This is a genomic window from Ekhidna sp. ABH4_415 (assembly GCF_056161305.1).
The window spans coordinates 104890-119363 of record NZ_JBSWYW010000002.1; the positions used below are offsets into that span (position 1 = coordinate 104890).

A 14474-nucleotide genomic window follows, 5' to 3' on the forward strand; every position below is an offset into this window, starting at 1 on the left:
TCTAATAAAAAGTAGGTTCTACCTCTCTTTCATTAAACTTCAAGCCAGTAGTGATCAACTCTTCCAGTACAGGCTCATAGATTTCCTTTTTAATTGGCACGTGAACGCCGGTTAGGTTGATCTTGTCTTTCAAAATCATTTTAGCAGCGATTGCAAGCGGAAGCCCTACTGTTTTTGACATGGCAGTATTTATCTCGTCATCACCCATTGCTACCATACTTGACTCAATCTGACGGGGCTTGTCACCATCTATGAAGTTGAACTTGTGCCACATCACAATCATGTCTTTATCCTCAGGATTGAGGGTCCATTTTTTCTTTAGAATGTGTTCCAGAATTTGAGCGGGCGTTCCCTGGTTTAACCCAACCAATTCATCATCAAAAATACCCAGCCATTTAAGCTTAAACATGATCCCATTATCAAGGTCAAGATTTAAGTAGTGAGCTAATTTAAGTTCTATTGAATCATGTGGGTTGTAAGAAAGGAATGAGTTTATAAACTGCCTATGTGTCATTTCAGACACATTTTCCATTTGATAGGTATCATCAGTAGCTCCCAGTTGCACAAACACATCCCATGCGGCACAATACCCTGGCCTGCGTAAAGTTCCACGATAGAGCGTTCTGATTCCTCTGAGGTTATAAACATCCAAATAAGCCAGAGAGTCACGATTGGCATATCCCTCAAAATAACCATGATCAGGAATGTATATAGCTTCAGTTCGTCTGAAAAGCTTTTGATATGGAATGTATTTATATCTCCCTTCCTGTATGAATTTACAGGTCCCCTGGCCAGCCAGAACTACATTTCTGGGATTCCAGGTGAACTTGTACTTCCAGGGATTGTCACCGACAGATTCTTCTGCAACTAATCCCCCAGTGAATGTTTCAAATCCGGTAAGTTCATATCCTTTTCCTCTCAGGTCATCGAGAACCTTCATGGCTGACATATGATCGATTCCGGGATCAAGCCCCATCTCCATAATCATTAGTTTACCGGCATTTTCAAATTGCCCATTTAAGGACTTGATTTCTTCTGAAAGATAAGAGGCGGTTAAAAAGTGTTTTTTTAGCTCAGCACACTTTCTTGCAACATGAATGTGTAGTGATGCCGGGAGCATCGAAATCACCAAATCATTTTCTTTCACCAGACTGGTAAGTAGTTCTGCATCAAAAACATCAAATGTTACAGCCTTGGCTTGTGGGTTTGCTTTGATTTTCGTTTGTGCCAGAGCCACGTCTTTTTCACCAACGGTAATGTGCCATTGCTCTTTCTCGGCATTCTCTAAGAGGTAATTGATTAGTGCGGTTGATGATTTCCCCGCACCGATGATCAGGATATGTTGCATCCGGCAAATATGTACTTATCGCAAATCTTTCAAAAAGACTAATTGCTTTTTTTATTCACAATCGTGCTGCTGGCCTGATCGGTAGGCAAAATCAACAAATCTCCGATCATGACATGGGCTGGACGATTAAGTACAAATTCTATGGTTTCGGCTACATCATGAGCGGTGAGTGGGGTGTAGTTCTGATACACCTGTTTTGCACGGTCACTATCACCTTTGAATCTTACTTCACTAAACTCTGTTTCGACTAAACCAGGATCGATTGAAGTGACTTTGATGCCATGTTCATTAAGGTCCATTCTCATGCCTTTGGTTAACGCATCCACCGCATGCTTTGAGGCACAATACACGTTTCCTCTAGGGTAAACCTCCAATCCTGCGATGGAACTAACATTTACAATATGACCCCTTTTGCGATCCACCATTTGCGGGAGGATCGCCTTAGTGACATAAAGAAGCCCTTTTACATTGATATCCATCATTGCATCCCAGTCATCGGTGTTTCCCTCGTGGATCAGATCGAGACCATGCGCATTGCCTGCATTATTAATTGATGCATCAATGACTTGCCATTCTTCTGGCAAAGATGCGATTGCATTAAAAACCGCTTCCTTATCCCTCACATCAAATGATAGGGTTTGAACGGCTGTTTCAAGCTCACTGCTGAGTTTTTCCAGGCGTTCTTTTCTTCTACCACAAATGATCAGTCGATAGTCCTTTGAGAGCAATCGTGCGGTAGCCTCACCAATACCACTTGTGGCTCCTGTAATGAGTGCAATAGGTTTACTCATTGTTTCAGTCTTTTTCTTTGTCTTGCTTCTATTCGGCTATTGCTTTTTTTCTTTTTACCGAGCTTCCGTTTACCTCCGGGTCCACCTTCGAAAGTTACGAATATGCCCAGATTTTGTGTGGTCAGTCGATCCAGCCCGATGCTAAAATCGTTCGGATCATCCGTAAGCATATTTCTAAGTCCATAGGAATACCTGATTTCAGGAGAAAATTTGAAGTAAGCAAAATACATGTCGAGTCCAACCCCCACATCTATAGCCAAATTCCAGTTTCTAAGCTCCAGTTTTTGTCCTACATCGTCTTCATCTCCTTTACCGGCAGCTTCAAATGATGGATTTATTCCAGCTACCATATACATGGCAAGGTTCCCCCTTCGTGCAGATTTATACTTTAATAGTAATGGAAGCTCAACCATAGTCGCATCTTTTAACTCACGCTGAGTGGTGCCGTTGGTAAAACGGTAGCTAAGGTCATTTTCATAAAATCCCACGGTAGGTAGGATGCGGAAATCGAGGTATTTGGAGATCTTCATATTGATCACAAAGCCCAGCTTAAAGCCACCAAGATTACCCGGAACAATTGAATGCACCGTATCCATGGCGGGAGAAGTGAAGTAATCTGAATGTTTGATGACATATTTTGATGAATGAACACTGATAAGGAATCCATAATGAATCCACTGATCTTCATAATGAATGAGGTTGTCAGTTGGATTGTTTTGAGCCTGGGAAGAATAACCCAATCCAAAAATTAGCAAACACGTTAGGGCTATTTTTCTCCCACGTAAATAGAGCTGATGCCTAGGGTTAATGGTTTGCATTTAGTGTTTTTATATCCTGTTTTTTCCAGAATCTTCAAAAAATCATCGCCAAAAGGGAATTCATTTACAGACTCTGGCAAGTAGGTGTAAGCGGCATTGTCCTTTGAAACCACTTTACCAATCTTCGGTAATATCCAACGAAAATAAAAATTATATAATTGTTTGAACGGAAAAGCTGTCGGTTTTGAGAATTCCAGAATGACTGCTCGTCCTCCAGGTCTCAAAACGCGATTCATTTCCGATAGTCCTTTTTCCAGATTCTCAAAGTTCCTTACTCCGAATGCAACGATCACTGCATCAAAGCTATTGTCTTCGAAATGCAGGTTTTCAGAATCACCGGATTGCATATCAATGATATCTGAGTAGCCTTTTTTCTTCATTTTCTGACGGCCTACATTAAGCATGCCCTCAGAAATATCCACACCTACCACTTTTTCAGGGTTTAGTTTCAATGATTCGATCGCAAAATCACCCGTTCCCGTAGCAATATCCAGAATTTTCTTTGGCTGAAGGTCCCGAAGCATTTTGATTGCTTTCTTTCTCCACCGAATGTCAATACCCAGGCTAAGAAAGTGATTTAAGAAATCATATTTGCCGGAGATGCTGTCAAACATTTCTGCCACCTGCTTCTTCTTTGCATCCGACTTATCTTTGTAAGGAAGTACCGTCATAATTGCCGCAATATTAGTGGATTAAACCCTTGTACGGTTCAAATGTTATCAGTTTCTTCTCCATGCAGATAAAATCAGCAGAATTTATAAAAAGTAGTCCGAACGTAGCAGATTGTCCTGAGCCGACCCTCCCGGAATATGCCTTTATCGGACGATCCAATGTGGGTAAGTCTAGCTTGATTAATCTGCTGACTCAACGAAGGAAACTGGCTAAAACATCCTCTACACCTGGAAAAACGCAATTGATCAATCACTTTTTGATTAATGAAAACTGGTATTTGGTGGATCTGCCCGGTTATGGGTGGGCACAGACGAGTAAAACCAATAAGGCGGCCTGGAAAAAGATGATCAATACTTATCTGGAGGAACGACAAAATCTGGCTTGTGTATTTGTGCTGGTAGACAGTCGGCATGAGCCACAAAAGATTGATTTGGAGTTTATGGAATGGCTGGGAGAATCAGGAATTCCGTTTAGCATTGTATTTACCAAAGTAGATAAGCTTGGAAAAAACCAGGTTCAGTCTAATGTGGTTGCTTACAAGAAAGAAATGCGTAAAACATGGGAGGAGCTCCCGCCAACGTTTGTTACCTCATCAACTGAACGGGTAGGTGGAGAAGAAATTATGGATTTTATTGATCGAATCAATGCAGAGATAGCGAGATAGGATATTTTTGCCCCCTCAAAAAACGACTTTATGGATTTTAGTGATATCGCATCTGTTTCCGGAAAAGGAACTCTTTTTAAAGTAATTCAACCGACTCGTACCGGAGTGATTCTGGAGAGCCTGGATGAGCACAAAAAGAAAATGGTGGCTACCATGCACAATAAAGTGAGCATCCTTTCAGAAATTTCTATTTACACCACTGATGCTGAAGGAGCTGTTCCTTTGGAGGATGTGATGAGAAAGATCCACAAGGAATTTGATGGAGACACGGATCTGGATAAAAATAGTAGCTCTGAAGAATTAAAGGCTTTTTTGAAGTTTATTCTACCTGACTATGACGAAGGACGAGTCTATGTGTCAGATATTAAGAAGGTGGTGAGCTGGTATGATCAGTTGGTGAAGCAGACCCCTCAGGTTTTAGTGGAGAAAAAAGAAGAAAAGAAGGCACCTAAGAAGACAACTAAAAAGGAAGAGCCAAAAGGTGAGTGAAGTTAAATACAAGTTTAGAGTAAGGTGGGCCGATCTGGACCCCAACGGTCATATGCGTCATACAGCGTACAATGATTATTGTGCTCAGGCACGACTGATGTACTTCGAAGATATTAGTATGCCATTCCATAAATTGATAAAAATGGGGGTGGGGCCAATACTCTTCAGGGAAGACACCCGGTTTTTTAAGGAGGTAAGAATGAATGAAGAGTTTGAGGTTGGATTTACTATTTCCAAGCTTAGAAAAGATGGATCTAAGTGGTCATTCCGACACAATATCTACACGCACGATGGAAGTTTATCAGCCAAGGTGGACGTGGATGGTGCCTGGCTTGATCTCAACAAACGAAGAACGACTGTTCCGCCCTCTGAGTTAACGGACATCCTTCTGGAAGATGCAGTGAAATCGGATGATTTTGAGTGGATTCCGAATAAGGTTAAGGCTTAAACTCATCCGGCACCTCACAATCTGTTTTTCTTCGAGTATCCACCAGATGGAATATCTTCCATCCATCCTCACGTTTGATTAGGTGAAAAGCATCCACCCCGCAATGTGAAAACTGATCATCCACATAAAAGGCATAATCTACCCAAACGGAGGCCATATTCGCATCTATTTCCACTTTTTCATTCCAGATGGGTTCATTCCATACCTGCTCTTTTGGCTGACCAACTGCATCAATAAATCGCTGAAAATCGCCACTTACAAGCTGTGTTTTGCCCTCCTTATTGATAAAAACCGTGAAAGTATTGGGGCTTTCCACAAAGCTCTGCTTTAGCATGGTACTATCGTTGGTGCGCATGGCTTCAAATACCTGATTAATGACCTTCATGATTTCACTTTTTTCATCACTTTGTGCAATTGATAAAGTAGAAACTGCGCAGAAAATGACAATTAATATGTTTTTCATGTGATATAGCTTGTTTTTAAAGGCACACATGGAATTCGCAATAAACATACATCTAAACGTCAGTAGATATAAGTTTGTCAGCATATGTTTATGCTCATTTCATGTTTGAACTTTCAAAGTCAATAAAAATGGCTGATCATTGCTTTAATCAGCATTACTATGGATGAAGTTACTTTACTAGAACACAGTTACCAACTGATTCGCAAGGATCTAGGATTGGAGGAACAATTGGAATTTGAGAACGGGAAAAATGAAATTGATCGGTTGGAGGAATATCTCACAAAGCAGGTCAATTACCTGCTTGATCATGATTTGAACCGTTTACTGAACGCCCTTTATCGCATCGACATTCCTGAAAATAAGGTAAAAGATCTCCTCCAGCATTCAAAGCAGGGGGAGATTGCCAGGAATGTAGCCAAAGCGATCATAGAGCGTGAAAAACAAAAAGTAATTACCCGGCAGCAGTACCAGCCTTAATGAAAGAGGTAGCATGCTCCACCATTTTAGCCGATCCGATATACAATGGAGATCGCTGGTGAAAAGTGGTAGGCTGAATATCTAAAATCCGCTCTGAACCACTTGTCGCAACGCCTCCGGATTGTTCGGCAATGAATGCTAGCGCGTTACATTCATAAAGAAGTCTCAATTTCCCGTTTGGAGCTTTTTCAGTGTTTGGATAAAGATAAATACCCCCTTTCATCATGTTTCGGTGGAAATCTGCCACGAGTGAGCCAATGTATCTTGCTGTCATTCCTTTTTTCTTACAATCTTCCACATATTCTCTCACCCACTCATCAAATGCGTAATAGTTGCCTTCGTTGATAGAATAGATTTTTCCATCATTCGGGCATCTCATTTGGTTATGTGATAGCACGAACTCCCCCAGACTAGGCTCAAGAGTAAATCCATGAACCCCTCGTCCGGTCGTATATACCAGCATGGTGGATGATCCATATAGAATATAACCTGCTGCTACCTGTTCGGTACCTTTTTGTAAAACATCTTCTTCCTGAACAGGTCCTCCTACCGGCGAGATGCGCTTATAAATGGAGAAAATCGTGCCAATGGAAACGTTTACATCAATATTCGAACTTCCATCAAGCGGATCGATTGCAACGACATACCTGCAATTAGGGTTGAGGTGAATGATTTCCTGTTCTTCCTCAGATACCACAGCACAAGTCATTCCTCCATTGCGTAGAGCCCGTGTGAATCGAATGTCAGCTACTACATCGAGTTTCTGCTGATCCTCACCTTGAACATTTTTTTCACCAAACCCACCAGTGATATCCAATAACCCAGATTTATTTACCTCTTTATTGATGATTTTACCAGCTAGTGCAATATCTCTCAAAAGTTGAGACAATTCTCCAGTAGCAGAGGAAAATTCATCCTCTTTTTGCTTAATAAAGCGGTCTAAGGTTGTTCCTATCGGTAGGCCAAGCTTACTTTTGTTCATTAGGGGTGTTTGTTCAGAATTTTATTTTGACTTTCGAACCACGAAATTAATTCATTCACTAGTTATAACGTTTGCATTATGCAGATTTTCAAGTTTGGGGGAGCATCAGTTAAAGATGCTACAGGTGTAAAAAATTTGGCTGAGATTGTTTCCTCTTTCGGCTCGAAGAAAGTAGTCGTAGTTGTTTCAGCTATGGGTAAGACAACAAACAAACTTGAAGAACTAGTCAAACAGGCACATGAAGGGAAAGATTACAGTCAGACTCTCAAAGAATTGAAGGCGTATCATCATGAAATTGCCCTGGATTTACTTGGCCAGTTACCGGAGCGCTATATTGAATTTGAAAAGTCATTAGAACAAACTTTGAAGGAATTAAATGGTTGCGAGCCTATGCTGGCCTATGACAGGATTGTGCCTCATGGGGAGCTGATGTCCACTTCCATCGTTGCAGCTTACCTGGATCAGTATGTGTCATGCACTTGGTTTGATGCTCGATCGGTCATCCGTACGGATCAATATTTCACTGAAGCCAATGTGGATTGGGTCGTTACAGAGAAACAAATAATCACTTCGCTGAAACCAGTAGCAGAGGAAACGGTTGTTGTCACGCAAGGTTTTATCGGATCTGATGTGGAAGGAAACTCAACCACTCTGGGACGAGAGGGATCGGATTATACTGGAGCTATTTTGGCGTATTGCCTTAATGCAGATGGATTTACAGTATGGAAAGATGTACCGGGTATTTTGAATGCAGATCCAAGAATACTGGAGGGAACTGAACAATATGAAAAGCTTAGTTATCGTGAGGTGACTGAAATGACCTACTATGGGGCGCAGGTCATCCATCCAAAAACACTTAAGCCCATAGCTCAAAAAAGCATACCGTTGATTGTTCGTTCGTTTTTGGATAAAGGAAAGCAGGGAACAACTATCGCTACTGAGAACACTACCAAAATGATCCCATGCTTCGTCTTTAAGGGGAACCAATTGTTGGTCACTGCACAGGTAAAAGACCACAGCTTCATGGATGAAAAGAAACTTGGGTTGATACTTCAGGTGCTTGATTTATTGAATATAAAGATCAACCTGATGCAAAATTCTGCACTTACATTTTCATTCTGTATCGACAACAAAGAATTTAAATCCAAGCGGATTAAGGAGTTACTAAACAGGGATTTCATGTTGTCGTTTGAAAGCCCATTGAACCTGGCAACCATTAAAAATTACACACCGGACTCATTTAATAAGTTGCCTTGGAATCGTACAGTGATCATGGAGCAAAAGACCGCTAACAATTATCAGGTGCTTTATCGATAGTGGGAGTCTTTCTGCGAATCCCTTGCCGATGGTTTAGAATCTCTTCCTTTCATCGAGGTAACTGACAATTTAAATCAACTGAAACGCCGAAGTGTCTGATTAATGCCTGAGAGATATGAACTCCCAAAAAGGTTCACGTGAACGAGCAGTGGGTAAAGGTTGTGTATGTCTACCCGTTCATCAAACCCTGGTGCTAAAGGGTATTCCTCATTGTAATAATGATAGAATTCTGATGAGAAACCCCCAAAGAGGTGTGTAAAGGATAGTTCAGTTTCCCGATGGCCGTAATGAACAGCTGGGTCGAAAATAGATGCTTCACCCTCGGAGTTGATCATGAAATTCCCACTCCAGAGGTCTCCATGTAAAAGTGCGGGTGGTTCATCTGGGATTAATTCTTCAAGCTGATTGAATAGTGAATCAAATTTCTTCTGAGTTCCCAGATCAATCAAACCCTTGGATGAAGCCATGTTTAGTTGTGGTTTCAAACGTTCGTTTATAAAGAATGAATGCCAGATGGTGTGTTGTTTATTTGATTGTGGTAAACTCCCGATGAAATTGTCATGATCCAACCCAAATTGATCCATTGTAACCTGATGTTGTAGTGCCAGGTTTCGCCCAAAATTTTCCCAAAACCGTGTATTTTGACCACCTTTTTCAATCCATTCGGTAAGGAGGTATGATTTACCATCCATTTCTCCATATGAAATCACTTTTGGAGAGTGAACTGGAGAATGTTCATTTAAGAGCACAAGCCCTTTTTTTTCTACTCTAAACATTCCCAATAATTCCTTCTTGTTCCATTTAAGGAAATAATCCCCATTATTGGTTTTTAGATGGTACGAATCATTGATGCAACCTCCTGAAGCTGGATGAAATGAAATTAAAGAGGCGCGTGTATGGTTGCTGATGACTTTCTGAATGAAGTCACTCATAAATGATGCTCTTTCTTTATGTGATCCAGAAACTTGTCTAATGACCGATCAAGGATTTGATATACCTGCTCAAATCCATTGACACCTCCATAATATGGGTCTGGAACGTCTTCACCTTTGCCATAAGGATCAAAATCTCTTATTAAAAGGAGTTTTGATGGTTCATCATCCATTTCGCGGATCATGTTTTGATAATTGGAACGATCCATTGCCAGTAGGTAATCAAACTCTGCCTGATGATGTTTTTTGAATTGCTTACCCTTATGATCGATAGGTGTATTGTGCTTTTGTGCAATATCTATTGTTCTGGAATCGGGATTTTCTCCCACATGATAGTTAGCCGTCCCGGCCGAATCAGTAGCTATTTTGTTGCTTAAACCTGCTTCTGACAACTTTTTGTTAAAAATTGCCTCTGCTAGAGGAGACCTGCAAATGTTACCTAAACAAACAAATAAAACTTTTATCATGATTGGGTGGTTACCTTTTTAGATTAGATAGTATATATCTAATGCATAACACAAATTTATTCATACACCTGTTTGACAAGTAAAAAAGAAAGTCCCGTTTTTGACGGGACTTTTCTTTTTTTATACGGTTCTAAAATTCTTATCTGATACTTAGTCCTAAACCAGCAGTAAAGGTGTTGTACTTCTGGATAGAGTAATCAGCGTGTACAGTTAGAATCAGCAACTTAATCTGGGCTCCTATGGTAACTCTTGGTGAACTACCGCCTCCGAAAGATAAATCGACAGGATCTTGAATGGTCTCAGATTGACCTGTGTTGGTGTCTTCGTACGTAAAGTCCCCATTCACTTTAAATGAGCTTCCGGCGATATTGTATCCCAATCCAACATATGGGGTAAAGATTGCTAATTTTTTTGAAGCAAGTACCTGAATAATAGTTGATGATGCTTTGAATTCAGCTGTTCCTTCGGCAGAATATGCGTAACCCTGATTATCTGTTCTTCTAGGTACATCGATATCATACTCTGCTTTTAAGCTTGTGTGGCCAACAAATGCTGCAATATCCATCGGAACCAATTTTAAGCCGGGAATCCACTGTTTTACGTCATGTAATACGCCCACTCCCCACATGTTAAAGCTTAGATCTTCTGATTGTATAGAAGGAACAAATCGAATTTTAAGATCGGTATTTTTCACCAATCCAATCCCTAAATGGAAAGTAGGCACAGGAAATCCAGCAAGAGGTAAGTCATCCGTATCAATTCCTTCTGCAGCAGGAAAGGGATCGGATTCGTTAGCAAAGTTGATAGCACCAATTTGTGCATTTCCTCTCACTACAAGTTCTTGATTGGTAGGTCCTCCAACAACTGTTGGAAGGGTAGCTTCGGACCCAGTTCTGAGCTGTAGGTTACTGAAATCGGAATTTCTGAATCGCCAAAGCTTATCATCGTCTGGAATATTTGCAATGTTTGCCGATACTGTTAAGTCAAATCCTAAAAGCTTGTGCGTTTTGGCAGTATTTACCCAGCCCCCACTTAAGCCATTGTTAAATGACTGCATGATGGGATCAATGTAGCTTTCTAGGTATTTCTCTGCATCCTCTGGACCTGCTTTAAATACCTCGCCGAAATCTTGCGAATTGGCTGTATAGCTGATAGAGAATAGACCCATCAGCGTTAGTATTAAAATCTTAGTAATAGGGTTTTTCATAATCATGGTGTTTGATTCCGATTCATTAAAGATAAATGATTCATTTATACTGCAATTAACCAAGATTCTTGCACTTTTTTGATCCCCTAATCATGGTATTTTCATTCATTGGTCGAAATTCTTGGCTACTTCAGTAATATGATCTAATTTCGCATTTAAGAAAAATTCCTAAATGGAAATTACTAATCAAATAAAGGAAAGGTTGAGTGAAGTCGGTTTAAAAGCCACACATCCTCGAATAACCGTGCTGAGGGAATTAATGGTATCAGATGATCACCCAACTGCTGAGGCGATTCATGAAACAATTAAAGTTGACAATCCATCTATTTCTCTCGGTAGCGTTTATAGAGTTTTAGATGTCCTGGTAGATGCAGGTCTGATCCAAAGGGTTTCTGTTCGTTCAGGATCTAAGCGCTATGATGCGAACATGAATCCACATGGACATATTTACTGCCTGAAAACGAACAAAATCCAGGATTTCTATGACGAGGAACTCTACGGCTTGATTAATGATTTCTTCAGGAAAAAACGAATAAAGAATTTTCGTATCAACGAAATAAAACTTCAGGTCAATGGCGAAAGAATTGATCCAGAAGTAGATGTAAAAATTTTATAAATCACTTTTTAAACAATTTAAAACAAACGTAAAAAATGTCTTTAGTAGGAAAAAAAGCACCTATTGTAAATGCACCAGCCGTAATCAATGGCGAAGAAATCGTAGAAAACTTTTCTCTTGACCAGTACATTGGAAAGAAAGAAGTAATCTTCTTCTTCTACCCAAAAGATTTCACTTTTGTGTGCCCAACTGAAATTCACGCTTTCCAGGAAAAGCTTGCTGAATTTGAGAAAAGAGGGGTAGCTGTAGTAGGAGCTTCTTGCGACACAGAAGAAACTCACCTGGCATGGTTGATGACAGACAAAGACAAAGGAGGAATTGCCGGAGTGACCTATCCGTTAGTGGCAGATCCTTCTAAAACTGTTGCAACTAACTTTGGTGTACTTGCAGGAGATTGGTCATACGACGAAGAAGGAAATCTGGAATTTGAAGGAGCTCCAGTAGCATTCAGAGGTACTTTCTTCATCGACAAGGAAGGAATCGTGAGACATGAAACAATCAACGATCTTCCACTTGGAAGAAATATAGATGAGATGCTTCGAATCGTAGATGCATGGCATCATGTAGAAAAGCACGGCGAAGTATGCCCTGCAAACTGGGAAGAAGGTAAATCAGCAATGAGCGCAACCAGAGATGGAGTGGCCGAGTACCTTTCAAATAATTAAGAGAATTTTAGTCTAAAGATATAAGGCTGATCACATTGTGGTCAGCCTTTTTTATTTCAATTGAGTGGTTTGTTTACTATTGCATGTAATGTCAATGAAAATGTTAAGTGAAGGCGCTCGTAGTTAAATCCACAGGACTTTGGTATGAGGTGCTAGCCGAAAATAAGCGGCTGGTGGCAAGGCTTAGAGGCAAGTTTAAGTTGGAGGATAAGAAGGTTACCAATCCGATAGCAGCCGGGGACTGGGTGGAAGTGGAAGCAAATCAGCAAGTAGATGGAGAGTGGGTCATTACGCATATTTATGATCGTGAAAACTATGTGATACGAGAAAGCCCCAGAAAGAAAGGGCATGATCACTTAATTGCGTCAAATATTGATCAGGGGGTATTAATTGTTACGCTAAAAAAACCACGAACTTCTACAGGATTCATTGATCGATTTCTGATCACCCTGGAGAGCTTTCGGATTCCTGGAATTATCCTTTTTAATAAGCGAGATTTATATAATGAAAAGGAAATTGAACGTTTCGAAGAACTGAAATCCATCTATAAGGATGTTGGATATGAAGTTCATTTATGTCAGTTCGAAAAAGAAGTTGAACCTATAGTATCAGAACTTTTCAGGAACAATACCAGTCTGCTTTGTGGCCACAGTGGAGCAGGTAAGTCTACATTGATAAATGGCTTGATTCCCAATGCAGGCCAGGAAGTAAAAGAAATATCTGATTTTGCGAACAAAGGTGTGCACACTACAACTTTCGCTGAGATGTTTTTTCTGGATGATAAATCTGCCATCATTGACACACCCGGGATAAAAGAACTTGGTCTTTCTGAAATAGAGGAAGAAGAACTATCTCACTACTTCCCTGAAATGAGAAACTACTTGGGGCAATGCAAATTCCATAATTGCCTGCATGAAAATGAACCTGGGTGTAAAGTAAAGGAGGCTGTTGGAGATACAATTTCCCAGCTAAGGTATGACGGGTACCTCGCCATTCTAAGGGAAGAAGATAACCGCAAATAACAAAGGGTCGCCCGAGCGGACGACCCCATCACACAACCAACCTAACTCACTATTACTAGTGTAGATTTATAACATTTGAACAACGCTGAGTGTTCATTTTTTAATGGAGAATTTCTTTGAAGAAGTAAAGAACCAGTTTAGAAAAGCTTTAAAAACTTGAAGATCAAACGAATATTACCCTGTTTTACACATTGTTTGATTTCATATAAGCACCTCTTTCTAAGAGCTGAATCTTCCTCTTTTGAACGATTCAGCTCTTTTATTTTCTGACAAACCCTCAAGGTGGTTTCCTGGTGCTTGGTTCTGTATCTGAACTGCTGATCGGATAATGAGCCTATCACCTTCCTTTTTTTCACTAAAATGTTATTGGTAAAAGCATACTTCCAGTTTCGTGAAGAGCGAATCCAGAAATCGAAATCCTCATAGGAGAGTGATTCATCATATCCACCTAATTCTTCTAAAACCTCTCTTCTTATCATCATCGAGGGAGGCGAGATAAAATACTTTTTGATCAGATCGATGTAAATATCTCCTTCCGGAATATCTTCCTGAATCGACCCATTTGGGGTTTTAAAATGAGTATCAAGCTCATTTCCTTCCTGATCGATGTTCATTACGTTGCAAAATGTAACGCCTGCATTGGTTTTCATAAATGTGTTTATACCCTCCAGTATTCTATCAGGCATTAAAACATCGTCAGCCGCCAGATCTATGATAAACTCGCCTTTTGATTGAAAAAAACCACGATTAAATGCTGCACAATTGCCGATACGGGATTCAATGTCAATGAACTTTACACTTTCCCCCTTTAAAATAGATTCGATCATCTCCTTGCTTCCATCCGTACTGCCATCATCCACTACGATGAGCTCAATATTGGGATAGCTTTGCTTCCAAACGGACTGTATGGCTTCCCTGACGTAAGGGAGCTGATTGTGACATAAACAAATGACCGAAACCAACGGCAATTGATTCATTTTAGTAATATCACATTTGAGATCGTTTTTACCAATTAAACTAAAGTGAAAATTGCCAGCGCAAGCAATCTGAGAGAGAAATTATTAAAGACTTAGTGGTGGATTACACCAAATCTACT

At 40.3% G+C, this 14474-nt stretch carries 18 protein-coding genes; 8 read left to right on the forward strand and 10 right to left on the reverse strand.

Going from position 1 to position 14474, the window contains the following annotated elements:
* Nucleotide 1 precedes the first annotated feature (1 nt).
* The 4 genes from ACXAH9_RS03485 to ubiE are packed head-to-tail and all read right to left on the reverse strand — an operon-like array spanning nt 2 to nt 3628.
* On the reverse strand, nt 2-1348 hold the full coding sequence (locus tag ACXAH9_RS03485) for a saccharopine dehydrogenase family protein (RefSeq protein ID WP_474893476.1): 1347 nt from the start codon (nt 1346-1348) through the stop codon (nt 2-4).
* Nucleotides 1349-1386: 38 nt separating this feature from the next.
* Nucleotides 1387-2139 (reverse strand): SDR family NAD(P)-dependent oxidoreductase, encoded by a 753-nt coding sequence (locus tag ACXAH9_RS03490; RefSeq protein WP_474893477.1) that lies wholly within the window; start codon nt 2137-2139, stop codon nt 1387-1389.
* Complete coding sequence (gene porT / locus ACXAH9_RS03495; RefSeq protein WP_474893478.1) at nt 2136-2879, reverse strand: type IX secretion/gliding motility protein PorT/SprT; 744 nt, start codon at nt 2877-2879, stop codon at nt 2136-2138. The genes ACXAH9_RS03490 and porT overlap by 4 nt, the downstream gene beginning before the upstream one ends.
* A 26-nt stretch (nt 2880-2905) precedes the next feature.
* Nucleotides 2906-3628, reverse strand: coding sequence for a bifunctional demethylmenaquinone methyltransferase/2-methoxy-6-polyprenyl-1,4-benzoquinol methylase UbiE (gene ubiE / locus ACXAH9_RS03500; RefSeq protein ID WP_474893479.1), 723 nt, complete (start codon nt 3626-3628; stop codon nt 2906-2908).
* Nucleotides 3629-3690: 62 nt separating this feature from the next.
* Here ubiE and yihA point away from each other — a divergent pair, with 62 nt between their 5' ends.
* Genes yihA through ACXAH9_RS03515 form a run of 3 tightly spaced genes read left to right on the forward strand, consistent with a single transcriptional unit; the run spans nt 3691 to nt 5230 of the window.
* Entirely contained in the window at nt 3691-4293 is a 603-nt protein-coding gene (yihA, locus tag ACXAH9_RS03505) for a ribosome biogenesis GTP-binding protein YihA/YsxC (RefSeq protein WP_474893480.1), read from the forward strand.
* Nucleotides 4294-4323: 30 nt separating this feature from the next.
* Nucleotides 4324-4782, forward strand: a complete 459-nt coding sequence (locus tag ACXAH9_RS03510) for a DUF5606 family protein (protein WP_474893481.1) — start codon at nt 4324-4326, stop codon at nt 4780-4782.
* Nucleotides 4775-5230 carry an acyl-CoA thioesterase gene (locus tag ACXAH9_RS03515; protein WP_474893482.1) on the forward strand — a complete coding sequence of 152 codons (456 nt, stop codon included), beginning with the start codon at nt 4775-4777 and terminating at the stop codon, nt 5228-5230. Before ACXAH9_RS03510 ends, ACXAH9_RS03515 begins: the two co-directional genes overlap by 8 nt.
* Here the strand turns inward: ACXAH9_RS03515 and ACXAH9_RS03520 are convergent.
* A complete protein-coding gene (locus tag ACXAH9_RS03520; protein WP_474893483.1) occupies nt 5220-5693 on the reverse strand; it encodes a nuclear transport factor 2 family protein in 474 nt (157 codons plus the stop codon). The genes ACXAH9_RS03515 and ACXAH9_RS03520 overlap by 11 nt on opposite strands.
* A 159-nt stretch (nt 5694-5852) precedes the next feature.
* Here ACXAH9_RS03520 and ACXAH9_RS03525 point away from each other — a divergent pair, with 159 nt between their 5' ends.
* Nucleotides 5853-6170 (forward strand): hypothetical protein, encoded by a 318-nt coding sequence (locus ACXAH9_RS03525; RefSeq protein ID WP_474893484.1) that lies wholly within the window; start codon nt 5853-5855, stop codon nt 6168-6170.
* On the opposite strand, the gene fbp is transcribed toward ACXAH9_RS03525, so the two are convergent.
* Nucleotides 6145-7152, reverse strand: coding sequence for a class 1 fructose-bisphosphatase (gene fbp, locus ACXAH9_RS03530; RefSeq protein ID WP_474893485.1), 1008 nt, complete (start codon nt 7150-7152; stop codon nt 6145-6147). The two genes, ACXAH9_RS03525 and fbp, sit on opposite strands and share 26 nt — an antisense overlap.
* Before the next feature lie 78 nt (nt 7153-7230).
* Here fbp and ACXAH9_RS03535 point away from each other — a divergent pair, with 78 nt between their 5' ends.
* A complete protein-coding gene (locus tag ACXAH9_RS03535; RefSeq protein ID WP_474893486.1) occupies nt 7231-8469 on the forward strand; it encodes an aspartate kinase in 1239 nt (412 codons plus the stop codon).
* Between the two features lie 74 nt (nt 8470-8543).
* Here the strand turns inward: ACXAH9_RS03535 and ACXAH9_RS03540 are convergent, their stop codons facing one another.
* From ACXAH9_RS03540 to ACXAH9_RS03550, 3 genes are all read right to left on the reverse strand, one after another.
* Nucleotides 8544-9401, reverse strand: coding sequence for a fructosamine kinase family protein (locus ACXAH9_RS03540; protein ID WP_474893487.1), 858 nt, complete (start codon nt 9399-9401; stop codon nt 8544-8546).
* Nucleotides 9398-9868, reverse strand: a complete 471-nt coding sequence (locus tag ACXAH9_RS03545; RefSeq protein WP_474893488.1) for a low molecular weight protein-tyrosine-phosphatase — start codon at nt 9866-9868, stop codon at nt 9398-9400. The genes ACXAH9_RS03540 and ACXAH9_RS03545 overlap by 4 nt, the downstream gene beginning before the upstream one ends.
* Nucleotides 9869-10007: 139 nt before the next feature.
* Nucleotides 10008-11075: a DUF6588 family protein gene (locus ACXAH9_RS03550; RefSeq protein ID WP_474893489.1), complete on the reverse strand. Its 1068-nt coding sequence runs from the start codon at nt 11073-11075 to the stop codon at nt 10008-10010.
* A gap of 172 nt (nt 11076-11247) precedes the next feature.
* On the opposite strand from ACXAH9_RS03550, the gene ACXAH9_RS03555 reads away from it, so the two are divergent.
* From ACXAH9_RS03555 to rsgA, 3 genes are all read left to right on the forward strand, one after another.
* On the forward strand, nt 11248-11691 hold the full coding sequence (locus tag ACXAH9_RS03555; protein WP_474893490.1) for a Fur family transcriptional regulator: 444 nt from the start codon (nt 11248-11250) through the stop codon (nt 11689-11691).
* A gap of 35 nt (nt 11692-11726) precedes the next feature.
* Nucleotides 11727-12356 carry a peroxiredoxin gene (locus ACXAH9_RS03560; RefSeq protein ID WP_474893491.1) on the forward strand — a complete coding sequence of 210 codons (630 nt, stop codon included), beginning with the start codon at nt 11727-11729 and terminating at the stop codon, nt 12354-12356.
* A gap of 107 nt (nt 12357-12463) precedes the next feature.
* Nucleotides 12464-13378, forward strand: a complete 915-nt coding sequence (rsgA, locus tag ACXAH9_RS03565; RefSeq protein WP_474893492.1) for a ribosome small subunit-dependent GTPase A — start codon at nt 12464-12466, stop codon at nt 13376-13378.
* Between the two features lie 137 nt (nt 13379-13515).
* On the opposite strand, the gene ACXAH9_RS03570 is transcribed toward rsgA, so the two are convergent.
* A complete protein-coding gene (locus tag ACXAH9_RS03570; protein WP_474893493.1) occupies nt 13516-14355 on the reverse strand; it encodes a glycosyltransferase in 840 nt (279 codons plus the stop codon).
* Between the last annotated feature and the right edge of the window lie 119 nt (nt 14356-14474).